General features: G+C 73.1%; 22 protein-coding genes. 17 read left to right on the forward strand and 5 right to left on the reverse strand.

What is annotated here, in order from left to right:
* The first annotated feature begins 232 nt into the window (after positions 1–232).
* The 5 genes from dnaK (at position 233) to ABT093_RS02375 (ending at position 5,813) form a co-directional block, all read left to right on the forward strand.
* Positions 233–2,083: a molecular chaperone DnaK gene (gene dnaK / locus ABT093_RS02355; RefSeq protein WP_350559093.1), complete on the forward strand. Its 1,851-nt coding sequence runs from the start codon at positions 233–235 to the stop codon at positions 2,081–2,083.
* Positions 2,080–2,718: a nucleotide exchange factor GrpE gene (gene grpE, locus ABT093_RS02360; protein WP_350559096.1), complete on the forward strand. Its 639-nt coding sequence runs from the start codon at positions 2,080–2,082 to the stop codon at positions 2,716–2,718. The genes dnaK and grpE overlap by 4 nt, the downstream gene beginning before the upstream one ends.
* Before the next feature lie 158 nt (positions 2,719–2,876).
* Positions 2,877–4,028: a molecular chaperone DnaJ gene (dnaJ, locus tag ABT093_RS02365; RefSeq protein WP_350559099.1), complete on the forward strand. Its 1,152-nt coding sequence runs from the start codon at positions 2,877–2,879 to the stop codon at positions 4,026–4,028.
* A 7-nt stretch (positions 4,029–4,035) separates the two neighbouring features.
* Complete coding sequence (locus ABT093_RS02370; RefSeq protein WP_350559102.1) at positions 4,036–4,551, forward strand: heat shock protein transcriptional repressor HspR; 516 nt, start codon at positions 4,036–4,038, stop codon at positions 4,549–4,551.
* A 203-nt stretch (positions 4,552–4,754) separates the two neighbouring features.
* A complete protein-coding gene (locus tag ABT093_RS02375) occupies positions 4,755–5,813 on the forward strand; it encodes a helix-turn-helix domain-containing protein (protein ID WP_350559105.1) in 1,059 nt (352 codons plus the stop codon).
* Here ABT093_RS02375 and ABT093_RS02380 read toward each other — a convergent pair.
* Positions 5,804–5,950 carry a hypothetical protein gene (locus ABT093_RS02380; protein WP_350559108.1) on the reverse strand — a complete coding sequence of 49 codons (147 nt, stop codon included), beginning with the start codon at positions 5,948–5,950 and terminating at the stop codon, positions 5,804–5,806. The genes ABT093_RS02375 and ABT093_RS02380 overlap by 10 nt on opposite strands.
* Before the next feature lie 411 nt (positions 5,951–6,361).
* Between ABT093_RS02380 and ABT093_RS02385 the strand changes: the two genes are divergently transcribed.
* Entirely contained in the window at positions 6,362–6,988 is a 627-nt protein-coding gene (locus tag ABT093_RS02385) for a hypothetical protein (RefSeq protein WP_350559111.1), read from the forward strand.
* Positions 6,989–7,101: 113 nt separating this feature from the next.
* On the opposite strand, the gene ABT093_RS02390 is transcribed toward ABT093_RS02385, so the two are convergent.
* Entirely contained in the window at positions 7,102–8,124 is a 1,023-nt protein-coding gene (locus ABT093_RS02390) for a LuxR C-terminal-related transcriptional regulator (protein WP_350559114.1), read from the reverse strand.
* A gap of 590 nt (positions 8,125–8,714) precedes the next feature.
* Positions 8,715–9,827 carry a TDT family transporter gene (locus ABT093_RS02395; protein ID WP_350559117.1) on the reverse strand — a complete coding sequence of 371 codons (1,113 nt, stop codon included), beginning with the start codon at positions 9,825–9,827 and terminating at the stop codon, positions 8,715–8,717.
* A gap of 71 nt (positions 9,828–9,898) precedes the next feature.
* Here ABT093_RS02395 and ABT093_RS02400 point away from each other — a divergent pair, with 71 nt between their 5' ends.
* The 8 genes from ABT093_RS02400 (at position 9,899) to pyrE (ending at position 20,181) form a co-directional block, all read left to right on the forward strand.
* On the forward strand, positions 9,899–10,927 hold the full coding sequence (locus ABT093_RS02400) for a LysR family transcriptional regulator (RefSeq protein WP_350559120.1): 1,029 nt from the start codon (positions 9,899–9,901) through the stop codon (positions 10,925–10,927).
* Positions 10,928–10,999: 72 nt separating this feature from the next.
* A complete protein-coding gene (gene clpB / locus ABT093_RS02405; RefSeq protein ID WP_350559123.1) occupies positions 11,000–13,606 on the forward strand; it encodes an ATP-dependent chaperone ClpB in 2,607 nt (868 codons plus the stop codon).
* Between the two features lie 182 nt (positions 13,607–13,788).
* Positions 13,789–14,352, forward strand: coding sequence for a type III secretion system chaperone family protein (locus ABT093_RS02410; RefSeq protein WP_350559126.1), 564 nt, complete (start codon positions 13,789–13,791; stop codon positions 14,350–14,352).
* 139 nt (positions 14,353–14,491) lie between these two features.
* On the forward strand, positions 14,492–15,661 hold the full coding sequence (locus ABT093_RS02415) for a pyridoxal phosphate-dependent aminotransferase (protein ID WP_350559129.1): 1,170 nt from the start codon (positions 14,492–14,494) through the stop codon (positions 15,659–15,661).
* Positions 15,662–16,127: 466 nt separating this feature from the next.
* Positions 16,128–16,655, forward strand: a complete 528-nt coding sequence (locus tag ABT093_RS02420; RefSeq protein WP_350559132.1) for a DUF2617 family protein — start codon at positions 16,128–16,130, stop codon at positions 16,653–16,655.
* 136 nt (positions 16,656–16,791) lie between these two features.
* Complete coding sequence (locus tag ABT093_RS02425) at positions 16,792–18,441, forward strand: polyamine aminopropyltransferase (RefSeq protein WP_350559135.1); 1,650 nt, start codon at positions 16,792–16,794, stop codon at positions 18,439–18,441.
* 105 nt (positions 18,442–18,546) lie between these two features.
* Positions 18,547–19,614, forward strand: a complete 1,068-nt coding sequence (locus tag ABT093_RS02430) for an SRPBCC family protein (protein WP_350559138.1) — start codon at positions 18,547–18,549, stop codon at positions 19,612–19,614.
* A gap of 30 nt (positions 19,615–19,644) precedes the next feature.
* The gene (gene pyrE / locus ABT093_RS02435) at positions 19,645–20,181 is read left to right on the forward strand and encodes an orotate phosphoribosyltransferase (protein WP_030304482.1); all 537 of its coding nucleotides are present in this window, start codon (positions 19,645–19,647) and stop codon (positions 20,179–20,181) included.
* A 98-nt stretch (positions 20,182–20,279) separates the two neighbouring features.
* On the opposite strand, the gene ABT093_RS02440 is transcribed toward pyrE, so the two are convergent.
* On the reverse strand, positions 20,280–21,002 hold the full coding sequence (locus ABT093_RS02440; protein ID WP_350559141.1) for a DedA family protein: 723 nt from the start codon (positions 21,000–21,002) through the stop codon (positions 20,280–20,282).
* Between the two features lie 413 nt (positions 21,003–21,415).
* Between ABT093_RS02440 and fbaA the strand changes: the two genes are divergently transcribed.
* The 3 genes from fbaA (at position 21,416) to ABT093_RS02455 (ending at position 24,054) form a co-directional block, all read left to right on the forward strand.
* Positions 21,416–22,438 (forward strand): class II fructose-bisphosphate aldolase, encoded by a 1,023-nt coding sequence (fbaA, locus tag ABT093_RS02445; RefSeq protein WP_350559144.1) that lies wholly within the window; start codon positions 21,416–21,418, stop codon positions 22,436–22,438.
* A 57-nt stretch (positions 22,439–22,495) separates the two neighbouring features.
* Positions 22,496–22,909 carry a DUF3151 domain-containing protein gene (locus ABT093_RS02450; protein ID WP_350559147.1) on the forward strand — a complete coding sequence of 138 codons (414 nt, stop codon included), beginning with the start codon at positions 22,496–22,498 and terminating at the stop codon, positions 22,907–22,909.
* A 329-nt stretch (positions 22,910–23,238) separates the two neighbouring features.
* Positions 23,239–24,054, forward strand: coding sequence for a DUF3152 domain-containing protein (locus tag ABT093_RS02455; RefSeq protein WP_350559150.1), 816 nt, complete (start codon positions 23,239–23,241; stop codon positions 24,052–24,054).
* 114 nt (positions 24,055–24,168) lie between these two features.
* Here ABT093_RS02455 and ABT093_RS02460 read toward each other — a convergent pair whose 3' ends face one another.
* Complete coding sequence (locus ABT093_RS02460; protein ID WP_350559153.1) at positions 24,169–24,981, reverse strand: maleylpyruvate isomerase family mycothiol-dependent enzyme; 813 nt, start codon at positions 24,979–24,981, stop codon at positions 24,169–24,171.
* Positions 24,982–25,106 lie beyond the last annotated feature (125 nt).

Raw genomic sequence — 25,106 nt, forward strand, 5'->3', positions numbered from 1 at the left:
GGTAACTTCCAGGGCCGACGGCCCGGACATTACCGTTCGCCAACACTTCTCCTGAAGATGCTCAAGGTATGGCGGCAGTCACGCGCGCGCACGCGCGGCCCGGCCGGCCCGTCGCATCCGGAGGAACGGCTCAGCAAAGTTGAGCGAACCGGACTCATCCCTGTTGACGGCACCTACTTGGTCAGGCATCCTTGAGCCCGTAAAGCTCAACTCTTCCGTGGAGGTATCTACGATGGCACGCGCGGTCGGCATCGACCTCGGCACGACGAACTCGGTCGTCAGCGTTCTGGAGGGTGGCGAGCCCACCGTCATCACGAACGCCGAGGGCGCGCGGACCACGCCGTCCGTCGTCGCCTTCGCGAAGAACGGCGAGGTGCTCGTCGGCGAGGTGGCCAAGCGCCAGGCGGTCACCAACGTCGACCGCACCATCCGCTCGGTCAAGCGCCACATGGGCACCAGCTGGAAGATCGGGCTGGACGGCAAGGACTTCAACCCGCAGCAGATCAGCGCCTTCGTGCTGCAGAAGCTGAAGCGGGACGCCGAGGCCTACCTGGGCGAGCAGGTCACCGACGCCGTCATCACCGTTCCGGCGTACTTCTCCGACTCCGAGCGCCAGGCCACCAAGGAGGCCGGTGAGATCGCGGGCCTCAACGTCCTGCGCATCGTCAACGAGCCGACCGCGGCCGCCCTGGCCTACGGCCTGGACAAGGACGACCAGACCATCCTGGTCTTCGACCTCGGCGGCGGCACCTTCGACGTCTCCCTGCTGGAGATCGGCGACGGGGTCGTCGAGGTGAAGGCCACCAACGGTGACAACCACCTCGGTGGTGACGACTGGGACCAGAAGATCGTCGACCACCTGGTCAAGGTCTTCCAGGCCGGCCACGGCGTGGACCTGTCCAAGGACAAGATGGCCCTGCAGCGTCTGCGCGAGGCCGCCGAGAAGGCCAAGATCGAGCTGTCCTCGTCCTCCGAGACCTCGATCAACCTGCCCTACATCACGGCCTCCGCCGAGGGCCCGCTGCACCTGGACGAGAAGCTCACCCGGGCCCAGTTCCAGCAGCTGACCTCCGACCTGCTGGAGCGCTGCAAGATCCCGTTCCACAACGTGATCAAGGACGCCGGCATCTCGCTCTCCGAGATCGACCACGTCGTCCTCGTCGGCGGCTCCACCCGCATGCCGGCCGTCGCCGAGCTCGTCCGCGAGCTGACCGGCGGCAAGGACGCCAACAAGGGCGTCAACCCGGACGAGGTCGTCGCCATCGGCGCCGCGCTCCAGGCCGGTGTCCTCAAGGGCGAGGTCAAGGACGTCCTGCTGCTCGACGTCACCCCGCTGTCCCTCGGCATCGAGACCAAGGGCGGCATCATGACCAAGCTGATCGAGCGCAACACCACGATCCCGACCAAGCGCTCGGAGATCTTCACCACGGCCGAGGACAACCAGCCGTCCGTGCAGATCCAGGTCTACCAGGGCGAGCGCGAGATCGCCGCGTACAACAAGAAGCTCGGCATGTTCGAGCTGACCGGCCTGCCGCCGGCCCCGCGCGGCCTGCCCCAGATCGAGGTCACCTTCGACATCGACGCCAACGGCATCATGCACGTCGGCGCGAAGGACCTCGGCACCGGCAAGGAGCAGAAGATGACCGTCACCGGCGGCTCCGCGCTGCCGAAGGACGACATCGAGCGCATGATGCGCGAGGCCGAGCAGTACGCGGAGGAGGACCACAAGCGCCGCGAGGCCGTGGAGACCCGCAACCAGGCCGAGCAGCTCGTCTACTCCACCGAGAAGTTCATCGCCGACAACGCCGACAAGCTGCCGGCCGACGTCAAGACCGAGGTCGAGACCGCCATCGGCGAGCTCAAGGAGGCCCTGAAGGGCGAGGACATCGCGAAGATCCGCGAGGCCTCGGAGAAGGTCTCCACCACCGCCCAGAAGCTCGGCCAGGCGCTGTACGCCAACGCCGACGCCGCCGGTGCGGCCGGTGCGGGCGCGGGTGCCCCCGGTGACGCCGGTGCCAAGGACGACGACGTCGTCGACGCCGAGATCGTGGACGACGAGAAGCCCAAGGGCGGTGCGGCATGACGGAGAAGCCGCAGGGTGCCCAGCCCGGCGACGACTCCGCCGCCGAGGAGGCCGTGATCAAGGCGGCCGAGGAGGCCGCCGCGGCCGGGGCCGAGGGCTCCGCCGCCTCCGGCACGGAGGCGCTGGCCGCGGCCAAGCGCGAGCTGGCCGAGCGCACCGGCGACCTCCAGCGCCTCCAGGCCGAGTACCAGAACTACCGCAAGCGGGTCGAGCGCGACCGGCTGACGGTCCGCGAGATCGCCGTCTCCAACATCCTGGAGTCGCTGATCCCGGTGCTGGACGACATCGGCCGCGCCCGCGACCACGGCGAGGTGACGGGCGGCTTCAAGTCCGTCGCGGAGTCGCTGGAGACGGTCGTCGCCAAGCTGGGCCTGCAGCAGTTCGGCAAGGAGGGCGAGCCCTTCGACCCGACCATGCACGAGGCACTGATGCACAGTTACTCCTCGGAGGTCACCGAGGACACCTGCGTCCAGATCCTCCAGCCCGGCTACCGGATCGGCGAGCGGATCATCCGCCCGGCGATGGTCGCGGTCGCGGAGCCCCAGCCGGGCACCCAGAGCACGTCCGGCCCGGACGCCGACCCGGCCAAGGGCGGGGACGGGAAGGACCAGGCCGACGGTGGCTCGGACAGCTGACCGGCGGTGACAGCTGACAACCCCCGCGCTGCGGAGTCGTACGCCGGCCAGTACGGCGGCCGGCTCCGCAGCGCGTTGTCGATCTGCCCGGGCACGGACCACCGTGTCCGGCGCGTTGACAGCACAGTGACGATGGACCTCGGGAGGTGGCGCCGGCCATGAGCGGCAAGGACTACGTGGAGAAGGACTACTACAAGGTCCTCGGCGTGCCCAAGGACGCCAGCGCCACGGAGATCAAGAAGACCTACCGCAAGCTGGCGCGCGAGTTCCACCCCGACGCCAACAAGGGCGACACCAAGGCCGAGGAACGCTTCAAGGACATCTCCGAGGCGTACGACGTCCTCTCCGACGAGAAGCGCCGCAAGGAGTACGACGAGGCCCGCAGCCTGTTCGCCAACGGCGGCTTCCGCCCGGGCGGCCCCGGCGGCACCGGCAGCTACAGCTTCGACTTCGGCGACCTCTTCAGCGGCAGCCAGGGCGGCGCCGGCGGCGGGATCGGCGACGTCTTCGGCGGCCTGTTCAACCGCGGCGGCCGGCAGGCCCAGCCGCGCCGCGGCGCCGACGTCGAGACCGAGGTGACGCTCTCCTTCGAGGAGGCCGTCGACGGTGCCACCGTCCCGCTGCGGATGACCAGTCAGGCCCCCTGCCGGCTCTGCAACGGCACCGGCGCCAAGTCCGGCACCACCCCGCGGGTCTGTCCGACCTGCGTCGGCTCCGGCACGGTCAGCCGCGGCCAGGGCGCCTTCGCGCTCTCCGAGCCCTGCCGGGACTGCCGCGGCCGCGGCATGATCGTCGACGACCCGTGCCCGGACTGCCACGGCAGCGGCCGCGCCAGCTCCGCCCGCACCATGCAGGTCCGGATCCCGGCCGGCGTCCAGGACGCCCAGCGGATCCGCCTCAAGGGCAAGGGCGCCCAGGGCGAGCGCGGCGGCCAGCCCGGCGACCTGTACGTCACCGTCCACGTCGACCCGCACCCGGTCTTCGGGCGCAAGGGCGACAACCTGACCGTGACCGTCCCGGTCACCTTCCCCGAGGCCGCGCTCGGCGGCACCATCGAGGTGCCGACCCTGAACGGACCGTCGGTGAAGCTCAAGCTGCCCCCGGGCAGTGCCAACGGCCTCACCCTGCGGGCCCGCGGCAAGGGCGCCACCCGCAAGGACGGCACCCGTGGCGACCTCCTGGTCACCATGGAGGTCGTGGTCCCCCAGCAGGTCACCGGCGACGCCCTGACCGCTCTGGAGCAGTACCGCGAGGCGACCGCCTCCGACGACCCGCGAGCCGCTCTCTTCCGGGCGGCGAAGGGAGCGTGACGACCAGATGACCCCCGACGACCCCATCGGCCCCGGCCTCGGCGACGGCCTCCCCGGTGGCGGCGGCCCCCGCCGCACCACCCGGCGGACCGCCCCGCAGCCCCAGTACGTGCTCACCGAGGAGACCCCGGTCTACGTGATCTCGGTGGCCGCCGAGCTCTCCGGCCTGCACCCGCAGACCCTCCGTCAGTACGACCGGCTCGGCCTGGTCAGCCCGGACCGCACCGCCGGCCGCGGCCGCCGCTACTCCGCGCGCGACATCCAGCAGCTGCGCGAGGTCCAGCGGCTCTCCCAGGACGAGGGCATCAACCTGGCCGGCATCAAGCGGATCATCGAGCTGGAGAACCAGGTCACCGCCCTCCAGTCGCGGATCGCCGAACTGGTCGACTCGCTGGAGGGCGCCGCCACCGCCCTGCAGCAGCGCGAGGCCACCATCCACGCCTCCTACCGCCGCGACCTCGTCCCCTACCAGCCGCCCACCCCGCACTCCAGCGCCCTCGTCGTCTGGCGCCCCAAGCGCTGACGGCCGGCCCGCCGCCGCGCACCGCTGCCGGTACCCGCCGTACAGCGGGTACCGGCAGTATCGTTCCAATGCGAAGGTTCAGCGAGCACGGAACCGGCCGAACACCGCGCGCCGGCCGGTACGGGGGCCGCGGCGCCTAGGATGCCCACGGCGGACCCGGTCCGCGCAGTTCACCCGGTCCAGCCAACGGCGAGGAGCCGCAGATGAGTGCCGGACAGAGGTCTGGAGCCGCCCCCGAGGAGGTACTGTCTCCCGAGGCCCGCGGCCTGTACCAGAAGGCCCTGCGCCACGACGGGCCGCTGTCGGACGAGCGGGGCTGCCCGCTGTCCCCGGAATCCGACCACGAACCGCTCCAGGAACTGCTGCGGCTCGGACTCCTCAATCCCGAGGTCGGCCCTCCGGGGACATTTGCCGTGAAAGACCCCCGGCAGCTCGCGGAATCGGCGTCGAACAACCTCCAGATGCAGGCCGCCGACCTTCTCCGCCGCTCCATTTCGCTGCACGCGACGCTTCAGGAACTCGGCCTCGAATACCAGGCCCACACCACCGGACCGGAACCCGGCGGATCAATTGAGTACGTCCAGGGCCGCGGCACGATAAACCAGCTCCTGGAAACGCTGTTGGAGAACGCCTCGCGCGAGATGCTGACCGCGCAGCCCGGCGGCGGACGGGCGGCCGACGCATTGCGGATCGCCATCGACCGGGACATGAGATTCGTTCAGCGCGGCGGCACCATCCGGACCCTTTACCAACCGGGTGCGCGCTATTCCAATCCGACGGTCGACTACGTCCGGGAAATCACCCAGGCCGGCTGCCAGGTGAGAACCATCGACGAGGCGTTTGCCAAGCTCATCGTGCTGGACCGCAAGGTCGCCGTGGTGACCGTGGGCGGCGAGGAGAATCGCGACCGGGCGGCCTTCATCCGGGACGAGGCCGTGATCAGCTACATCGTGCACGTGTTCAGCAGCCAGTGGGAGCGGGCCATCCCCTTCACCGGGAGCCACGAAATCCCCCGCCAGGTCGTTTCGAGCATGCGTCAGCAGATCATCCGCATGATGCTCCAGGGAGCCGGCCACAGAACGATCGCCCGCCGTCTCGGACTGAGCGAGCGCACGCTGGCCCGCCATATAGCCGAACTCCGCGAGGAACACGAAGTGGAGACGCTCTTCCAGTTGGGCTGGAAACTCGCGCAACTGGAAGAAGGACCGATGCTGCCCGATGCATCGGTCCTTCCTCTTGACGGCCCAAACTCCTACCAGTGACTGTCCATGTCGAGCATGGCAACCTGCCGCTGTTCGGCCCCCCAATGGGAGTCTTCAGCGGTGGCCGAGCCCACTCCAATGAGCATGGCGATGCCCAGGAGGAATGCAGAGACAGCAATACGGCGCGCCTTCAGCACAACATCACTCCTTTCAAGACAACTTACTGCGAGCATCGACTCATCGGGCGACGGTCGCACTAATGCGACCATATGATGACCCATGGAGGGCCTGCGTGTCACGCCCCAGTACACCCGCAGAAGCGCTGGAGAGGGCTGGCAGGAGCACGCCGTCGGCGTCTAGTCTCGCCCCGAACAAGCCCACCTGATGTGAGCACATCCAACGTACCGGCCCGTACGCTCAGAAGCGTGTCATCTGACTGCCTGGCAGTCAGATGCCAGCACGACGCTGTGGACGCCAAGACCCGTCTCATTGGACGATCAACCCGCCCGTCGCAATAACCTACGTTGATTGTTCAGGCAGGACGGAACAGCACCTCGGAGCAGCGGTGCCATGTCTTCTCGCCTGACCACCACTTCCCCGGAGTCGTCATGAGCGAGCCCTATCTGCGCGACCTCCCCACGCAGGCCCATGAGGGCCGGCGTGCACGCGTGTTCCTGGCCGCGCCGCTGATGCGGTTGACCGGGCCGGCGGACAGTGTGGTGACCCTCGCCAGCCGGACGCGGCTGACGACCCTGCGCACCACCCTCCTCCGCAGCGGCGCCGCCGTCTACAGCGCCCATCACAGTGACGCCTGGACCGTCGCCGGGCGCGCCCCCGAGCCCCGTGTGCCGTCCGACTTCCGCGCGCTCCAGTCCGCGGACCTGGTCTTCGCCTACGTCGGCGCGCCGCTCTCCGCCGGCGTGAGCCTGGAGCTCGGCTGGGCGTCGGCACTGCGCAAGCCGATCGTCCTGCTGGTCGACGAGGCCATCACCCACAACCCGCTGATCGCCACCATCGAGCAGGTCGCCCCCGTCCTGCCGCTGGTCTTCGACGACACCTGGTCCCAGGAGGCCCTCCACCACACCGTGGAGACCGCCCTCGACTGGGCCGGCATGGCGCTCTCCCTTCGCGAGGGCTTCTGGACCGCCCCCGGCGAGCAGTTCACCGTCCCCCGCCAGCAGCCCCCCGCCGTCGGCCCGTCCGGCTACTGGCCCACCGGAGCCGCGACCGGCTGACCCCCGTTCAGCCACGCCGCGGGACCCCGCGTCCACCGGTTCCCGGGTGACGGCCCAGCGCGGTCCCGGCCGGGCCGTCAGGAGCCCTTCCCGGGCCTCCCGGACCGGCCGGGTCATCCGCCGTCACGGCCGCCCCGCATCAGCCAGCCGAGCTGGAAGAGGGTCTGGGCGCCGTAGCGGTCCCGCAGCCGCGAGATGTGGGCGGCGACGGTGCGCTCGCTCAGGCCCAGGCGGGTGGCGACGGCGCGCTGGGTGAGGCCCCGGGCCAGCAGCCGGCCGACGCGTTCGGGGGCGCTGTGGGCGGGTCCCTGGCTGAGGACGGCGGACCAGTCGGTGGCGTCGGCGCGGGACCAGTCACGGTCGAAGGCGTTGACGATGAAGGCGATCGCGGCCGGGTCGGTGATGAACGCGGCGGTGCTGTGGTCGTCGCTGGCGGAAATGACCGCGACCGCGCGGTCGAAGACCATCAGCCGCTGGAAGGGCTCGTCCAGGATCCGGATCAGCGAACCGCGCCGGGTGACCTCCTCGGCGTAGGCGAGCGCGGGGGGCTCGGAGAACGCGACGGGCTGGTAGACGGTGCGCAGCGAGCAGCCGCGCTGGAGGAGCTGGACGTCCTGCTGGATGGCGATCTTGAGCGCGTCCGCCGGACGGGCGCCGGGCTGGGCGGTGAGGACCTCGGTACGGCAGTCGGCGACCAGCTGGGAGATCCGGTGCCGGATGTGGATGTGGCCCTCGATGTAGACCGCGCCGCCGGAGCGCTCCGGCGGGCGGGGCATCGCGTCGTAGGCGCGGGTGAGGGAGTCCAGGGCGCCGGGCAGGTTCTCGGCGCGGACCAGCAGACGGGTGGCCTCGCTGCGCAGTTCCGCGCCCAGGCGGTCGCTGACCGAGCGGGGGCTGACGGCCGTGTAGCAGGCGTCCATCGGATTGGGCATCAGCAGGCCGATGGAGACGAGCTGGCGGACGCCGTCGCGGTCGGACTCGGGGACGTCGGCGAACCGGACGCGGCCGCCGTCGGCGAGGATCGCGAGGTAGACGCGGCGGGCGGCCTCGTCGGGCTCGCCGGCCGCCGCGGCACCGGCCGCGCCGTCGCCGGCGCCCTGGGTGGTGCTCGGGTCGGCCGTCGCCTCGAAGCTCACGTCGAACCGCTCCCTGCCGGATGCTCTCGGGTGGTGGTGCTCCGCGCGCCGCGCGGGGCGGCCGGCGGTGATCACGGTACTGGGGACCGACGGTCCCCCGGACCTCGGGTGCCGTCGCACGCGGGTCCGGGGGCCGCCGGTGTACGCCATGTCCCAGCGCTTCCGGCGAGGCGGAGCAGCAACGCCTCGCCGGCTCCGGTCCCGGGGGCCATCACCACACATGGCGTCCCGGCCGGCGCTCTTCCCCCCGATATGCAGGCACGTGCGGACGTGCCGGTCGCATCCAGCAATGAAGAGCAAGTCGCCGTCATCGGGCTGCGGTGGCCCGGACGACCTGGCGTGACTCCACCCTCACAGCGTGACGGCCGGTGAACAAGTGCCACCCTGCTGCATGTTCTCGCAATTGCATGAACCTGCACCGCCGGCCCGGCGCGGCCTCGCGCGGCTTGCTTCCGGTTTCTGCTAACCCGCAGGTCAGCGCGGTGCAGCGGGGCTTTTCCGACCGTCCGTCCGGTCGGTCGCGGAGTCGCGTGTTCCGGAACCCGGCCGGTTCCCGGGAGCAGCGGCAGCCCCCATCGGGCGAACGGACCTCAGCGGGCGAGCAGCCGGCCGCCGACCAGTGCGGTCACCGTGCCGCCCGCCGCGAGCGCCCAGCCGGCCAGCAGCAGGACGAACAGGCCGGCGGCGAGCCCGGTGAAGCCGGCGAACCCGGTGTGCCGGGCGAGCGCCGCCGCCCCGGTGACGCAGGTGCCGACCGGGAAGGTGAAGGCCCACCAGGTCATCGCGAACCCCATCCCGGCCCGCCGGGCGCGCAGGTTGGCGGCGACGGCGAGCAGCAGCCAGAGCATCGCGACGCCGAGCGCCGCCACCCCGAACAGCTCGGCGAGGGCGAGCGCCACGGGCGCCAGGCCGGGCAGGACCGTTCCTGCCGCGTCGGCGAGCTGGTGGACGGCGGTGGTGGACTGGCCGAGCGGGCCGAGCACCAGGAAGAGCGTCGGGGTGAGCGCCAAGGCCGGCAGCTTGCTGTGCACCAGGCCGGTGAACACCACCGGCAGCAGCGCCAGGGTGCCCAGCAGGCCGATCCCGAACAGCGCCGCGCAGCCGTACAGCAGCGCCTCGCGGGCGGCGCCGGCCGGCAGGTGCGGGACGAGCGCCGGACCGGTGGCGGAGGCGACCAGCGGGGCGACCACCGGCAGCAGCCAGGTCGGGTTGGCGGCGAGCGGGGAGACGGCGTGCCGGGTGATCATCAGGTACGGGATGCCGGCCGCGACGGCGAGCGCGTACAGCGTGCCGGCCGTCCAGAGCACGAGGTCGAGCGCGACGGCCGGGCCGGTGCCGATGACCCGGGAGCCGACGGTCAGGGTGCCGAGGCCGACCGAGAGCAGCGCCATCGGCGGGCAGCCGTAGAAGACCGCAGTGGCCGGGTTGTCCAGCAGCTGCTCGCGGGCGGCCGCGCGGTGCCGGGTGAGGTGGACGGCCCGGCCGGCGCCGACCACCAGCAGGCCGGCCAGCCCGAGTGCCCACATCACCTCGGCGAAGCCGATCAGCCCGGGCCACCGGACGGGCAGGGCGGCCGCGCCGTTGGCCGTGATCGCGGTGCCCATGACCGCCGCGTACCAGTTGGGGCCGAGCTGGCCGGGGTCGAGGCGGCGGACGCGGGTGGACGGGCGTGGGCGGGGCGCGGTGCTGAGCAGGGTGGCCATGGCACCCACCGTCGCCCGGGGCGGCGGGCGCCGGTAGCGCCGCCCGCTCTATGAGGGCATAGCCTGAGCCTATGGCCCTCTCTCCGCGCGTCCCCGAACTCGGTGCGCTGGAACTGCTGCTCGCGGTGGCCCGGCTCGGCAGCGTCGGCCGGGCGGCCGCCGAACTGGGGGTGAGCCAGCCGACCGCGAGTGCCCGGATCAAGGGCATGGAGCGGCAGATCGGCGTCTCGCTGCTGGAGCGCTCCCCGCGCGGCTCGCGGCCCACCGAGGCGGGCCGGCTGGTGGTCGAGTGGGCGCGGCAGGTGGTGGAGGCGGCGCAGGCGCTGGACGCCGGGATCGACGCGCTGCGCGAGCGCCGGGACGCCCGGCTGACCGTGGTGGCCAGCCTGACCGTCGCCGAGTACCTGATGCCGGGCTGGCTGCTGGCCCTGCACGCGGTCAGCCCGGGCACGGCGGTGACGCTGCGCACCGCCAACTCGGCGGACGTGGCCGGTCACGTGCTGGCCGGGGACGCCGACCTCGGCTTCGTCGAGGGGCCGCTGCCCCCGGCCGGGCTGGCGGGCGCGGTGGTGGCGGCCGACCGGCTGGTGGTCGTGGTGGCGCCGGACCATCCGTGGGCGCGGCGCCGCTCGCCGCTGTCCGGGCGGGAGCTGGCGGCGACCCCGCTGGTGCTGCGCGAGCCGGGCTCGGGCACCCGGGAGGTGCTGGAGATGGCGCTGGCGCCGTACGGGGGCACCGCGCCGCCGCGGCTGGAGCTGGCCTCGTCGACGGCGCTGAAGGCGGCCGCGATGACCGGCGCCGGGCCGGTCTGCCTGAGCGAGCTGGCGGTGGTGGAGGAACTGGCCACCCGGCGGCTGGTGGCGGTGCGGCTGGTACCGGAGCTGGACCTGCGGCGGCCGCTGCGGGCGGTCTGGCCGGCCGGGCAGCGGCCGACCGGCCCGGCCCGGGAGCTGCTGGCGCTGACCCGGCGGACGGCCGGCACCCACCAGGCGCGGATGGCGCAGGCGCGGACCCTGCCGCCGAAGGCGGCCCGCAAGCCCGCCGGCCCGCCGGAGCGCCCCGCGCTGCGGGTCCGCCCCGACCGTTCATCCAAAAGTTGAGCGGAATAGACTCAAGTTAGTGCATGCTGTAGACAGCAGACATCACGCACGACGAGGGAGGACCCCCCAGCAGTGGACGCCAGCAAGTTCACCACCAAGACGCAGGACGCCCTGTCCGCCGCGATCCGGCAGGCCGGTGCCGTCGGCAACCCGGACGTCAAGCCGGTGCACATCCTGATCGCCCTGCTGGAACAGCCCGAGGGCATCGCCAGGCCGCTGCTGGAGGCGGTCGGCGCGGACGTGTCCCGGCTCGACGCCGAGGCCCGCCGCCAGCTCACCGCGCTGCCCAGCGCCTCGGGCGCCACCGTCGCCGCGCCGCAGCTGGCCCGCGACACCCTGGCCGTGCTGACCGAGGCCGGCAAGCGCGCCGACGACCTCGACGACCAGTACGTCTCCACCGAGCACCTGCTGGTCGGCCTGGCCGCCGAGGGCGGGACGGTCGCCGAGCTGCTGGTGCGCCAGGGCGCCACCCCGAAGGCGCTGCTCTCCGCGTTCAAGGACGTCCGGGGCAGCGGCCGGGTCACCTCGCCGGACCCGGAGGGCACCTACAAGGCGCTGGAGAAGTACGGCACCGACCTCACCCAGGCCGCCCGGGACGGCAAGCTCGACCCGGTGATCGGCCGGGACCAGGAGATCCGCCGGGTGGTCCAGGTGCTCTCCCGCCGGACCAAGAACAACCCGGTGCTGATCGGCGAGCCCGGCGTCGGCAAGACGGCCGTGGTCGAGGGCCTGGCCCAGCGGATCGTGGCCGGCGACGTGCCGGAGTCGCTGCGCGGCAAGCGGCTGGTCGCCCTGGACCTCGGCGCGATGGTCGCCGGCGCCAAGTACCGCGGCGAGTTTGAGGAGCGGCTGAAGGCCGTCCTCAACGACATCAAGCAGAGCGACGGCCAGGTCGTCACCTTCATCGACGAGCTGCACACCATGGTCGGCGCGGGCGCCGGCGGCGACTCCGCGATGGACGCCGGCAACATGCTCAAGCCGATGCTGGCCCGCGGCGAGCTGCGGATGGTCGGCGCCACCACGCTGGACGAGTACCGCGAGCGGATCGAGAAGGACCCGGCCCTGGAGCGCCGCTTCCAGCAGGTGCTGGTCGGCGAGCCCAGCGTCGAGGACTCCATCGCCATCCTGCGCGGCCTCAAGGGCCGCTACGAGGCGCACCACAAGGTGCAGATCGCGGACGCCGCGCTGGTCGCCGCGGCCACCCTCTCGAACCGGTACATCACCTCCCGCTTCCTTCCCGACAAGGCGATCGACCTGGTCGACGAGGCGGCCTCCCGGCTGCGGATGGAGATCGACTCCTCCCCGGTCGAGATCGACGAACTCCAGCGCGCCGTCGACCGGCTGCGGATGGAGGAGCTGGCCCTGGAGAAGGAGTCGGACCCGGCCTCGGTCGACCGGCTGGCCCGGCTGCGCCGCGACCTCGCCGACAAGAACGAGCAGTTGAGCGTGCTCACGGCCCGCTGGGAGCAGGAGAAGAAGAGCCTGAACCGGGTCGGCGAGCTCAAGGAGCGGCTGGACGACCTCCACGGCGCGCTCGAACGCGCCCAGCGGGACGGCGACTTCGAGCGCGCGTCCAAGCTGATGTACGCCGAGGTCCCGGCCGCCGAGAAGGAGCTCGCCGACGCCCAGGAGCGCGCCGCCGGCGAGGACGCCTCCGCCTCGATGGTCAAGGAGGAGGTCGGCCCGGACGACGTGGCCGACGTGGTGGCCTCCTGGACGGGCATCCCGGCCGGCCGGCTGATGGAGGGCGAGAGCGCCAAACTCCTGCGCATGGAGGAGGAGTTGGGCCGCCGCCTGATCGGCCAGGCGGAGGCCGTGCAGGCCGTCTCGGACGCCGTGCGGCGCACCCGCTCGGGCATCGCCGACCCGGACCGCCCGACCGGCTCGTTCCTCTTCCTCGGCCCCACCGGCGTCGGCAAGACCGAACTCGCCAAGGCCCTGGCCGACTTCCTCTTCGACGACGAGCGGGCGATGGTCCGCATCGACATGAGCGAGTACGGCGAGAAGCACTCGGTCTCCCGCCTGGTCGGCGCCCCGCCCGGGTACGTCGGCTACGAGGAGGGCGGCCAGCTCACCGAGGCGGTCCGCCGCCGCCCGTACAGCGTGGTGCTGCTGGACGAGGTGGAGAAGGCCCACCCCGAGGTCTTCGACGTGCTCCTGCAGGTGCTCGACGACGGCCGGCTCACCGACGGCCAGGGCCGCACGGTGGACTTCCGCAACGCGATCCTGATCCTCACCTCCAACCTGGGCAGTCAGTTCCTGGTGGACCCGACCACCCCGGAGGAGCGGAAGAAGGACCTCGTACTGGAGTCGGTGCGGGCCGCCTTCAAGCCGGAGTTCCTCAACCGGCTCGACGACATCGTGGTCTTCGAGCCGCTGGGCACCGCCGAGCTGACCCGGATCGTCGACCTCCAGGTGGCCCGGCTGGGCGACCGGCTGCGCGAGCGCCGGCTCACCCTGGAGGTCTCCGGAGCCGCCCGTGACTGGCTGGCGCTCACCGGCTACGACCCGGCGTACGGTGCCCGGCCGCTGCGCCGGCTGGTGCAGTCCGCGATCGGCGACCAGCTGGCCCGGGCGATCCTGGCGGGCCAGGTGCACGACGGCGACACCGTGCTGGTCGAGCGGGACGAGGACGGCGACCGGCTCACCGTCCGTGCCCGCGGACCGCTGGAGAAGTAGCCGCCCGTCACACCCGGACGATCATGGTCCACTCCCGGGGTTCACCGGGGGTGGACCGCGCTCCGGCCGTGCCCCGCCCGGTGGCTGCCACCCCTGTGAGGCGAGCCCCGGATGAGGCAGGATGGACTCGGAAGGGCGGCCTCTCATTGCCGACCACCACGTGCACTGAGGAAGAGGACCCCATGAGCATCGACCCGTCGTCCATCCCGTCGTTCGGCATGCCCCAGGGCGGTCAGCCCGGAGGCCAGGGCGGGCGTCCGGCCGGCCCGCCGCCGATCATCGTCCCGGACCAGAACCTGGTGGGCCAGCTCCTCGACCAGATGCAGCTCAAGCACGGCGTCGACGAGGAGGGCGACCTCACCGCGCCCTGGGAGGGCTTCCGCGTCTACTACATGTTCCGCGGCGAGCAGAAGGAGCTCTTCGCGGTCCGGGCGTTCTACGACCGCCCCTACCCGCTGGAGAAGAAGGGCGAGATCCTCGACCTGATCGACGAGTGGAACCGGGAGACCCTCTGGCCCAAGGTCTACACCCACACCCACGAGGACGGCGTGGTCCGCCTGATCGGCGAGGTCCAGATGATCGTCGGCACCGGCGTGAACCTGGACTACTTCGTCACCACCACCGCCAACTGGACCCAGGCCGCCGTGGGCTTCGAGCAGTGGATCGTCGAGCGCCTCGGCCTGCAGGACGACATCGAGGGCGAGGACGGCGAGGGCAAGCCGTCCGACGGCTCCGACGAGGGCTGACCGCTCCCCGGGGGGCGTCCCCGCACGGCCCCGAACGGCCCGCCACCGGCACCCGGTGGCGGGCCGTCCTTGTCCCCGGCCGCCCCCTGGCCCCAGGATGGGCCCGACCGCCGCCGACACCGAGGTGCGAGGAGCCGTGATGGGTACGAGGCCACTGTTGAACCGCCGGCTGGCCGGCCTGGGGACGACGATCTTCGCGGAGATGTCGGCCCTCGCCACGGCCACCGGTTCGATCAACCTCGGCCAGGGCTTCCCGGACACCGACGGCCCCGAGGAGGTCCGTGAGGCCGCCGTCCGGGCCCTGCGCGAGGGGCGCGGCAACCAGTACCCGCCGGGGCCCGGCGTCCCCGAGCTGCGCACCGCGATCGCCGCGCACCAGCAGCGCCGCTACGGCCTGGCGTACGACCCGGACACCGAGGTGCTGGTCACCGCCGGCGCCACCGAGGCCATCGCCGCCGCCCTGCTCGCCCTGCTGGAGCCCGGCGACGAGGTGATCGCCCTCGAACCCTTCTACGACTCCTACGCGGCCTGCATCGCCATGGCCGGCGCCGTCCGCGTCCCGCTCACCCTGCGCGCACCGGACTTCCGCCCCGACCTCGACGAGCTGCGCGCGCTGGTCACCCCGCGCACCCGGCTGCTGCTGCTCAATTCGCCGCACAACCCGACCGGCCTCGTCCTCACCCCCGACGAGCTCGCCGCCGTCGCCGAACTCGCCGTCGAGCGCGATCTGCTGGTGGTCACCGACGAGGTCTACGAGCACCTCGTCTTCACCGGCGCCCACCACCCGATCGCCGCCCTGCCCGGGATGCGCGAGCGCACCGTCTCCATCTCCTCGGCCGGCAAGACCTTCTCCTTCACCGGCTGGAAGGTCGGCTGGGTGACCGGCACCCCCGAACTGGTCGCCGCCGTCCGCACCGCCAAGCAGTACCTCACCTACGTCAGCGCCGGCCCCTTCCAGTACGCGGTCGCCGAGGCCCTGCGGCTGCCCGACGCCTACTTCGACGGCCTGCGCGCCGACCTGCTGCGCAAGCGCGACCTGCTCGCCGCCGGCCTCGCCGACGCCGGCTTCCGGGTCTTCCGGCCCGAGGGCACCTACTTCATCACCACCGACATCACCCCCCTGGGCGAGAAGGACGGCATCGTCTTCTGCCGCACCCTCCCCCAGCGCTGCGGCGTCGTCGCCATCCCCAACGCCGTCTTCTACGACGACGCCGAGGCCGGCCGGAGCCTGGTCCGCTTCACCTTCTGCAAGCAGACCGCCGTCCTGGAGGAAGCGGTCGAGCGGCTGTCCCGGCTGGCCCGCACCTGACCCGTCGACGGAACCTCTCGCACGTTCCGACGATTCGTCAATTGCCCTGACAGATCCCATGGTTGCCGCCTGCCGGGCCGTTCCTTCGGCCTGCCCGGCAGCGGCGCCCGGGGTGGTGCGCCCGGGGCAGGAGGGACAGGGGCGCAGGGAGGTACGGACGGCGCGTGGACGGCGCACACGGCGCGCGGGCCGGGGTGAGGGGCGCGCGCTGTGCAGAGTCGTACACCGGGTCGATCAGAGCAGGGAAGCAGGTGTGCTCGAAACGGTGAATGCTTGACAAAGTTGGGTAAATCACCGACGGACCCGGCGTATTCGTGCTTCTCTGCTGCTGAATCTCCAGCCGGAATCCCTCCTTCCACGGTCGGCCGCGCCCTGGACCGTACAGCCACGAACAGCCTCGCCCAGTGCCCAGGCCTACTCGCTGCTGCTCGGCGGGCGCGCACGGAGCTGAAACGCGGAGCCGAGCATGCTCACCACTTTGCAGACCTCCTACACGGACACCCGCGCGGGTGACCTGGCCTGGTGCCTGGGCGGCGAACCGCTGCCCGCCCTCGCGGTCCGCGACCTGAGACTCGACGGCCCCGGCCACCCCGGACCGTCCGGCACCCTCCAGCTGCGCCTGCTGGGCGCCTCCCACCAGGTACTGATCGCCGCCGGGCCGGGCCAGTGCCTGGAGACCGTCGCCTGCCTGCCCGGCCGCCGCACGCCGCTGCCCGCCCGGGTGGCCAAGCAGGTGGACGGCTGGGAGTACGAGTTCGCGGCCCGGATCGAGGCGCTGCCGCCGCACGACTTCGCGGCCCGCGCACAGGAGTTGCTGGCCCTGGTCGAGGGGCACCCGCGCGGGCTGGCCGGCGTCTTCCCCGGCGACCCCAGCGCCTTCACCGCGCTGGTCACCCAGGGCGGCACGGACCGGCTGCTCTGGCGCACCTGGCACGCCTACCCGCAGGAGGGGCAGCTGGTCTGCACCCGGTCCTCGCTGGTGCTGTCCCGGTGACCGGCGCCGAGGAGCTGTCCATAGGCCGGCCCAGCGGATTCCATTCGTACGCAGGAACGATTCGTCAACCTGCCATATCGCACTGTCCGTCGAATGGGCGCAGCCGTCCGTCCCGCACGTCGCCTAGCGTTTGTTCGTGATCAATCATCCGGCCGGTCCGCCGCCCGCACAGCCGAGCCCCGACCTCGACGACGGCAGCCCGCCCCGGCCCGCACGTAGCCCGACCCCGCTGCCCGCCCGCCGCCGCTCCCGGCTGCGCGCCCACCCCGAACTCGCCCGGCTGGCCGTCCTGCTGGCCGCGTTCGTCTGCGCGGCCTGCGGACTCGTCTACGAGCTGGAACTCGTGGCCCTCGGCGACTATCTGCTCGGGGACTCGGTCACCCAAACCTCGGTCGTGCTCTCCGTCATGGTGTTCGCGATGGGCCTCGGCTCGCTGCTCGCCAAACGGTTCACCCGCCGCCCCGCCACCGCCTTCGCCCTGGTCGAGTGCGCCCTCGCGCTCACCGGCGGCCTGTCCGTCCTGGCGATCTACGCCTGCTGGGCCTGGGTCGGCCACCACCAGGCCGTGATGGTCGGGCTGACCTGCCTCATCGGCATCCTCATCGGCGCCGAGATCCCACTGCTGATGACCCTCATCCAGCGGATCCGCCGCGAGGACGCCGGACACGCCGCCGCCGACCTGTTCGCCGCGGACTACGTCGGCGCGCTGATCGGCGGGCTCGCCTTCCCGTTCCTCATCCTGCCCGTGCTGGGCCCCGGCAGCGGCGCGCTGGTCACCGGCGCGGTCAACACCGTCGCCGGTGCCGCCGTGGTGCTCTGGCTCTTCCGCGAGGAACCGGCGCCCCGGGCACGGCTGCTGCTCTGGGGCGGCTGCGGGCTCGTGCTGGCGCTGCTCGCCGCGGCCGCCGCCTGGTCCGACGCGGTGGAACGCGCCGCCCGGCAGGCGCTGTACGGCGGGCAGGTCCGCTCGGTCAGCCAGGGCCGCTACCAGGAGATCGTGCTCACCGGCCCCGCCGAGGGCCCGCTGCGGCTCTACCTCGACGGCCGGCTGGCGGTCTGCGGACCCGACGAGTACCGGGGCAGCGAGGGCCTGGTCCACCCCGCGATGGCCGCCGGTCCGGACGCCCGGGTGCTGCTGCTCGGCGGCGGGGACGGGCTGGCCCTGCGGGAGGTGCTGCGGCACCGCGGGGTGCGCTCCGTGCTGGTGGTCGACCGCGACCCGGCGCTCCCCCGGCTCGCCCGCACCGACCCCGGCCTCGCCGCGCTCTCCGGCCGCTCGCTGGACGACCCCAGGGTGCGCACCGCCCAGGCCGACCCGCTGGAGTGGCTGCGCACCGTGCGCCCCGCGCCCGGGGAGTCCTTCGACGTCGTCCTCGCCGACCTGCCCGCGCCCGCCGACGGCGGACCGGTGACCTTCCACTCCCAGGAGTTCTACGGCCTCACCACCCGGCTGCTGGCCCCCGGCGGGCGGCTCGCCGTCCGCGGCGGCGACGAGCAGCACGGGTGGCAGGGCCTGTGGCAGGCGGAGTCGGGGCTGCGGGCCGCCGGGCTGCGGACCGTTCCGTACGCGGTCGCCGGCAGCGCGACGGCCAGCTGCCGCCCCGGGCCGGAGGGCAGCCAGAGCTTCCTGCTCGCCGCCGCCGCCCAGCCGCCGCTCACCCTCGCCCCGGACGCGCCGCCGCCGCGCGCCCTCACCCCGGACAGCCTGCGCGGCTCCGCCGCCCGCCTCACCGCGCTGCGCCCGCTCCACCCGCCCGCCGCCCTCACCCTCCTCGGCCCGCACTGAGGGCGGACCGGGGCGAGTCCCGGGGCGGGACCGCTCCGGGACCCGCGGCGACAGGTGGGGGACAGGGCGGGGCCGGGAGGGGGTTCGGTCGGTAGGCTCCGTGGCATGGAGCATGAGGTTGTCGTCCCGATGCCGGCCGGGCAGGTCCGGCAGGCCCTGCAGGATCCCGCGCTGCTGGCGCGTTCCGTGCCGGGGCTGAGCACCGAACCCGCCGCCGTCGGCAGTCGCGGGGCGGAGGAGATCGGCGGGCGGTTGAAGCTGCGGATCGGCACCTCCACCATCACGTACAAGGGCGTGCTGTCACTGATCGAGGGCCGCGAGGGCGTGCTGACCGCGTTCGCCGAGGGCCAGGAGGCGCGCGGCAGCGGCGAGGCCACCGTGACCGTCCGGATCAGCGTCGCCGAGGGCGCCGAGGGAACCGCGGTGGTCCGCTTCACCGGTGACCTGAGCGCCACCGGGCGGCTCACCGAGTTCGACGGCGAGACGCTCGACGCGGCCGGCCGCCGGCTGCTGGACCGTTTCACCGCCGCCCTGACCTCCCAGGGGGACCAGGCCGAGGCCGACGAGGACGAGGCCGGGGGCGAGGACGGCACCGGGGCCGAGGACGCCGGCGAGGCCGGCCAGGACGCCGCGGCGGAGGAGAACACCGCCGGGGAGGGCACCGTGGTGTTCCTGGAGAACCGCCAGGAGGACCGCGAGGACGAGCCCGGCGACGACCTCGACGACGACCTCTCCGACCTCATCGCCTTCTCCGACGCCGACGCCGAGCGCTTCGGCCTCCCGCTCGGGAACGCCGACGCGGACGCCGACGACGTCGAGGAGCCCGCCGGCGCGGAGGAGACCGCCGCGGCCGAGGAGGAGGTCTCCGCCGAACTCCCCGCCGAGCTGCCGTTCGGTTACGAGCAGGAGCCGGCGCTCGGCGGCCCGGTCCGCCGCAGCATCGTCGGCCGCTCCGCCGAGGAGGTCGACCACGCCCCGCCGCGCGGCCCGTACGCGCCCGCCCTGCCGGCCCGCAGCGCCCGGGCCCGGGCGGCCTCCCGCTGGGGCGGCGACGCCGGCGGCATCGTGGTGCCGGGCGTCGGCGGCCGCAGCACGGTGCCGTGGATGATCGGCGGCGGGGTGGCCCTGCTCGGCGGCGCGGTGGTGCTGGTCAGGGCCCTGCGGCGGCGCTAGCGGGCTCCGGAGGACCTAGACTGGACGCTCATGAGCAACGACCGCGACGCCCTGCTGGCACAGATCAAGGACAAGGCCGTCGTCCACGGCAAGGTCACCCTTTCCTCCGGCAAGGAGGCCGACTACTACGTCGACCTGCGCCGGATCACGCTGGACGGCCAGGCCGCCCCGCTGGTCGGCCGGGTGATGCTGGACGCCACCGCCCACCTGGAGTACGACGCCGTCGGCGGGCTGACCCTGGGCGCCGACCCGGTCGCCGCCGCGATGCTGCACGCCGCCGCCGCGCGCGGCCGTGAGCTGGACGCGTTCGTGGTCCGCAAGGCCGGCAAGGCGCACGGCCTGCAGCGCCGGATCGAGGGCCCGGAGGTCAAGGGCCGCCGGGTGCTGGCCGTCGAGGACACCTCCACCACCGGCGGCTCGGTGCTGACCGCCGTCGAGGCGCTGCGCGAGGCGGGCGCCGAGGTGGTCGGCGTCGCGGTGATCGTCGAGCGCGGCGGCGCCGCCGCGGTCGAGGCCGAGGGCCTGCCGTACGTCACCGCGTACACCCTGGAGGACCTGGGCCTCTGAGCCCGGCCCGCACACCCCCGAACACGGCGAACGGCCGGGGCCCGGTGTTTCACGTGAAACACCGGGCCCCGGCCGTTGTGGCGGAACGGGAACGGGGATCAGTCGCGCCGGTGCCGGCCGCCGCCGGCCTGGACGGCCTCGCCGCTCTCGGCGGCCTGCACGCCGCCGGCCTTCTTCTTCTTGCGCTCGCGCAGCACCTCGAAGATCATCGGCGAGATCGAGAGCAGCACGATCAGCAGCACCGCCGGGATCAGGTACTTGTCGATCACCGGGGCGAGCGCGTCGCCGAAGAAGTAGCCGATCAGCAGCATCGACTCGGTCCACAGGACGCCGCCGACCACGTTCCAGAGGAAGAAGGTCTTGGCCGGCATCTCCAGGGTGCCCGCGACCGGGTTCAGGAAGGTCCGGACGATCGGCATGAAGCGGGCGAGCACGACGGCCTTGCCGGGGCCGAAGCGGTTGAAGTACTCCTCGGCCTTCAGCACGTACTCGCGCTTGAAGATCTTCGATTCGGGCTTGTCGAACATCCTCGGTCCGACCTTCACGCCGATCTGGTGCCCGAGCTGGGCGCCGGCGATGGCCGCGAGCGGGGCCCCGATCAGCAGGGTCGCGAGCGGCAGCCGCGCACCGTCGCCGAGGACCGACGAAGCGGCGCTGGAGGAGGCCACTCCGGCGATGATGAGCAGCGAGTCACCCGGGAAGAAGAACCCGACCAGGAGGCCGGTCTCCGCGAAGATGATCGCGATCAGCCCGATGGCACCGAGGGACGAGATCAGTGATTTGGCGTCGAGCAGATTGACGGCCAGCTGGTTGTAGTCCACACGGCGCAGGATAGCGGGCCCGTCTTTACCAGGGCTTCGCACCGGGGGGCGAGCGGGCCCTCATCCTTTCGTCGCACCCCGCTCCGCCCCGCGGGGAGCACCGCGCAGAACACCGCGCGGAACACCGCGGGGACCCCCGGCGGGAGCACCGCGGGGAGCTCTCCGGGCCCGCCGTCCCGACTGGCGGGCCGCATGGTGGAGCCGGTGGGCATTCTGGGAAGATGGCACCGGCGTCCGGCCCGCAGTGGCGAACACCCTCATCGCCGCACCGCGGCCGCTGCCTCGAACCTTGGTACCGGTCCGCCGCACCGCAGAGCCGCGCACCGGCCCCGGTACCCCGGAGTCGTCACAAGGCGTACACAGCGTCGGACAGCACCGTCCGTACGCCGCAAACCCGACAGGAGCGGATTCGCATGCCCATCGCAACTCCCGAGGTCTACAACGAGATGCTGGACCGGGCCAAGGCGGGCAAGTTCGCCTACCCGGCGATCAACGTGACCTCGTCGCAGACCCTGCACGCCGCGCTCCGCGGCTTCGCCGAGGCCGAGAGTGACGGCATCATCCAGATCTCGACCGGCGGCGCGGAGTTCCTGGGCGGCCAGCACAACAAGGACATGGTGACCGGCGCCGTCGCGCTCGCCGAGTTCGCGCACATCGTCGCCGCCAAGTACGACATCACCGTCGCGCTGCACACCGACCACTGCCCGAAGGACAAGCTGGACGGCTACGTCCGCCCGCTGCTGGCGGTCTCCGCCGAGCGCGTGGCCAAGGGCCAGAACCCGCTCTTCCAGTCGCACATGTGGGACGGCTCCGCCGAGACCCTGAGCGACAACCTGGCCATCGCCCAGGAGCTGCTCGCCCAGGCCGCCGCCGCCAAGATCATCCTTGAGGTCGAGATCACCCCGACCGGCGGCGAGGAGGACGGTGTCACGCACGAGATCAACGACGAGCTGTACACCACCGTCAACGACGCCGTCCGCACCGCCGAGGCGCTGGGCCTGGGCGAGAAGGGCCGCTACCTGCTGGCCGCCTCCTTCGGCAACGTGCACGGCGTCTACAAGCCGGGCAACGTCGTGCTGAAGCCGGAGCTGCTGCGCGAGCTGCAGGACGCGATCGGCAAGCAGTACGGCAAGGCCGACCCGTTCGACTTCGTCTTCCACGGCGGCTCCGGCTCGACCGCCGAGGAGATCGCCACCGCGCTGGAGAACGGCGTCGTGAAGATGAACCTGGACACCGACACCCAGTACGCCTTCACCCGCCCGGTCGCCGGCCACATGTTCGCCAACTACGACGGCGTGCTGAAGGTCGACGGCGAGGTCGGCAAGAAGAACACCTACGACCCGCGCACCTGGGGCAAGCTCGCCGAGGCGGGCATGGCCGCCCGCGTGCTCGAGGCCGCCCAGCAGCTGCGCTCGGCCGGCAACCGCCTGAAGTAAGGCCCGCGTCCCGTACGAGGTCCTGCGTCCGTGCCCCCCGGTGGTTCACTGGGGGGCATGACCATTCACGAGAACCTCCTCGGGGGTCCGCCCCCCACGCACCTGCCCGCCGAGCCCGCTCCGCTGGAGCTGCTGGCCGGCGGCGCCTCCCCGGCCGAGGTCGCGGCGAAGTTCCCGACCTCCTCGTTGGCCTGGGCCCAGCTCGCCGACGACGCCTTCGCGGCCGGCCGGGTCGTGGAGTCCTACGCCTACGCCCGCACCGGCTACCACCGCGGACTGGACGCGCTGCGGCGCAGCGGCTGGAAGGGCCACGGCCCGGTGCCGTGGGAGCACGAGCCGAACCGCGGCTTCCTGCGGGCGCTGCACGCGCTCGGCCGGGCCGCCGCCGCGATCGAGGAGAAGGAGGAGGCGGAGCGCTGCACGCAGTTCCTGCGGGACAGCTCGCCGACCGCCGCCGCCACCCTGGGCTGACCGCCGGACCCCGCTGACCGACGAACGGTGACCGGTGACCGGACCGACCGCCGACGCCGCCCCTGGTGCCCGAATCGGGCAGCGGGGGCGGTTCTCGTCCGTTCCGTGCGCACCCGGGTCCGTGGACATTCACCACTCCGCCGTGTCAGGGTGGGCCCGCGAAGGGGGAGCGCACGTCAGTTCGAGGGTTCGCGGCCCCACCGGTCGACAGAGAGCCCAGCGTGCCCGCACCCAGTCCCGCCCGCCGACGATCCCGTGGCGCGGCACGTCCCCGGCCCCGCACGGTCTCCCGCCGCCGGCGCCCGCCGCGCCGCCGGCTCGGGCCCGGCATGCTCGCCGCCCTGATCACCTCGGTGGCGATCCTCGGCGGCACGCTGTTCGTGCTGAACCGCCCCGACGCGCTGCCCGGCGCGGACCGGACCGCCCAGGCCCGGGTCACCCCCTCCGAGGCCGGCACCACGCCGCCCGCCGCGGCTCCGGCGCCGTCCTCCGCGGCTCCGCTCCCGACCGCCACCGCCGTCACCTCCTCCCCCGCTCCCACCGCCACCGCCACCGCGCAACCGAGCGGTCCGGAGAGCACCTCCACCAAGGGCACCGGCACCTTCACCGTCGCCCAGGGCTCCGCCGACCCGGTCGGCCAGGGCAGGATCCGCCGCTACCGGGTCGAGGTCGAGGACGGCATCGGCGTCGACGCGGCCGCCTCCGCCGCGCAGATCCAGGCCGTCCTGGCCGACCGGCGCGGCTGGACCAACGACCGGAAGAACGGCTTCCAGCTGGTCGCCGGCGGCGGCTACGACTTCACCGTGAAGATCGCCTCCCCCGCCACCGTCGACCGGATCTGCGGCGCCGCCGGGCTCGACACCCGCGGCGAGGTGAACTGCAACGTCGGCAACCAGGTGCTGGTCAACGTCAAGCGCTGGACCACCGGCTCGCCCCAGTTCGACGGCCCGATCGAGGAGTACCGGGCGCTGGTGATCAACCACGAGGTCGGCCACCGGATCGGCCACGGCCACGAGACCTGCCCGGGGCCCGGCAAACCGGCGCCGGCGATGATGCAGCAGATCTACGGGCTCAAGGGCTGCAAGCCCAACGCCTGGCCGTACGGCAGCGACGGCCGCTACCTGAGCGGACCCTCGGTCGCCTGAACCGGTCCTTCCCCGGCCGGAGTCGAGACCGTCCGGCGCCCCCGGAACACCGGGCGGACCCGGATCGCCCCCGGGCACGGGGCCGATGGGCCTCGCCCGGCTGCGGCCGTGGGCTCAGCCGAGCAGCGGCAGGTACGTCCGCAGGTCGCTGCGCTCGCCGCTGGCGGACACCGCGGCGGTGTCGACCGCGTCCGCCCAGCCGGTGCGGCCGGTGGCCAGCCGGATCCAGGTCAGCGGGTCGGTCTCGACCACGTTCGGCGGGGTGCCCCGGGTGTGCCGAGGCCCCTCGACGGCCTGCACCACCGCGTACGGCGGCACCCGCAGCTCGACCGCGCCGCCGGGCACCCGGTCGGCGAAGGCGTCGGCGAGCATCCGGGTGACGGCGGCCACCGCCTGCCGGTCGTGCGGGAACGGCTCCGGGCCGAGCGCGTCGGCCAGGTCGTCGGCGTGCACCACCGTCTCGACCAGCCGGGTCACCAGGAACTCGGTGAGCGCCATCGGGCCGAACCGCATGGCGACCGGGCGTCCCGGCGCGTCCCCCGCCGTGCCGTCCAGCGCGGCCCGCGCGACGTCCACCGACCGGCCGAAGCGGGCGGCCGCCTCCTCGGGCGGGCCGGCGAACGCGGCCGCCGCGTGCTCGGTCACCGCGGTGTCGACCACCTCGGCGACCGTCGCGGGCAGCTCGGTGAAGCGGCTCAGCGAGAGCGGCGGCCCGTCCGGCGCCGGATCGGCCAGCTGGGACGGCAGCAGGTCCAGCAGCAGGCTCAGATGGGCCACCAGCTCGCGCACCCGCCACTCCCCCAGCCGGGTCGGCCGGTCCAGGTCGGCGGCGGTCAGCCGGTGGACGGCCGCGCGCAGGGCCTCGGTCTGCGCCGACAGCGCGGCGCGCACCCTGGCGGGCTGGTAGGTACGGGACTTGGCAGGCATGGCCCCCAACATACGCCCGGGGGCGGGGGGGGGGGCGGCCCCCGCCCCCCCCCCCGGGGGGGGCGGGGGGCCCCCCCCCCGCCCGGCCCGGAGTGGCCCGGGGGGGGGGGCGGGAGGCGCCCCCC

It is taken from the genome of Kitasatospora sp. NPDC002551, assembly GCF_040296005.1.
Lineage (GTDB): Bacteria > Actinomycetota > Actinomycetes > Streptomycetales > Streptomycetaceae > Kitasatospora.

Bases quoted from the DNA above. Each gene is read 5' to 3' on its own strand.
- dnaK (WP_350559093.1), top strand. From the start codon at position 233: ATGGCACGCGCGGTCGGCATCGACCTCGGCACGACGAACTCGGTCGTC.
- grpE (WP_350559096.1), top strand. From the start codon at position 2,080: ATGACGGAGAAGCCGCAGGGTGCCCAGCCCGGCGACGACTCCGCCGCC.
- dnaJ (WP_350559099.1), top strand. From the start codon at position 2,877: ATGAGCGGCAAGGACTACGTGGAGAAGGACTACTACAAGGTCCTCGGC.
- ABT093_RS02370 (WP_350559102.1), top strand. From the start codon at position 4,036: ATGACCCCCGACGACCCCATCGGCCCCGGCCTCGGCGACGGCCTCCCC.
- ABT093_RS02375 (WP_350559105.1), top strand. From the start codon at position 4,755: ATGAGTGCCGGACAGAGGTCTGGAGCCGCCCCCGAGGAGGTACTGTCT.
- ABT093_RS02385 (WP_350559111.1), top strand. From the start codon at position 6,362: ATGAGCGAGCCCTATCTGCGCGACCTCCCCACGCAGGCCCATGAGGGC.
- ABT093_RS02395 (WP_350559117.1), bottom strand. From the start codon at position 9,827: ATGGCCACCCTGCTCAGCACCGCGCCCCGCCCACGCCCGTCCACCCGC.
- ABT093_RS02400 (WP_350559120.1), top strand. From the start codon at position 9,899: ATGGCCCTCTCTCCGCGCGTCCCCGAACTCGGTGCGCTGGAACTGCTG.
- ABT093_RS02410 (WP_350559126.1), top strand. From the start codon at position 13,789: ATGAGCATCGACCCGTCGTCCATCCCGTCGTTCGGCATGCCCCAGGGC.
- ABT093_RS02415 (WP_350559129.1), top strand. From the start codon at position 14,492: ATGGGTACGAGGCCACTGTTGAACCGCCGGCTGGCCGGCCTGGGGACG.
- ABT093_RS02420 (WP_350559132.1), top strand. From the start codon at position 16,128: ATGCTCACCACTTTGCAGACCTCCTACACGGACACCCGCGCGGGTGAC.
- ABT093_RS02430 (WP_350559138.1), top strand. From the start codon at position 18,547: ATGGAGCATGAGGTTGTCGTCCCGATGCCGGCCGGGCAGGTCCGGCAG.
- pyrE (WP_030304482.1), top strand. From the start codon at position 19,645: ATGAGCAACGACCGCGACGCCCTGCTGGCACAGATCAAGGACAAGGCC.
- fbaA (WP_350559144.1), top strand. From the start codon at position 21,416: ATGCCCATCGCAACTCCCGAGGTCTACAACGAGATGCTGGACCGGGCC.
- ABT093_RS02450 (WP_350559147.1), top strand. From the start codon at position 22,496: ATGACCATTCACGAGAACCTCCTCGGGGGTCCGCCCCCCACGCACCTG.
- ABT093_RS02455 (WP_350559150.1), top strand. From the start codon at position 23,239: ATGCTCGCCGCCCTGATCACCTCGGTGGCGATCCTCGGCGGCACGCTG.
- ABT093_RS02460 (WP_350559153.1), bottom strand. From the start codon at position 24,981: ATGCCTGCCAAGTCCCGTACCTACCAGCCCGCCAGGGTGCGCGCCGCG.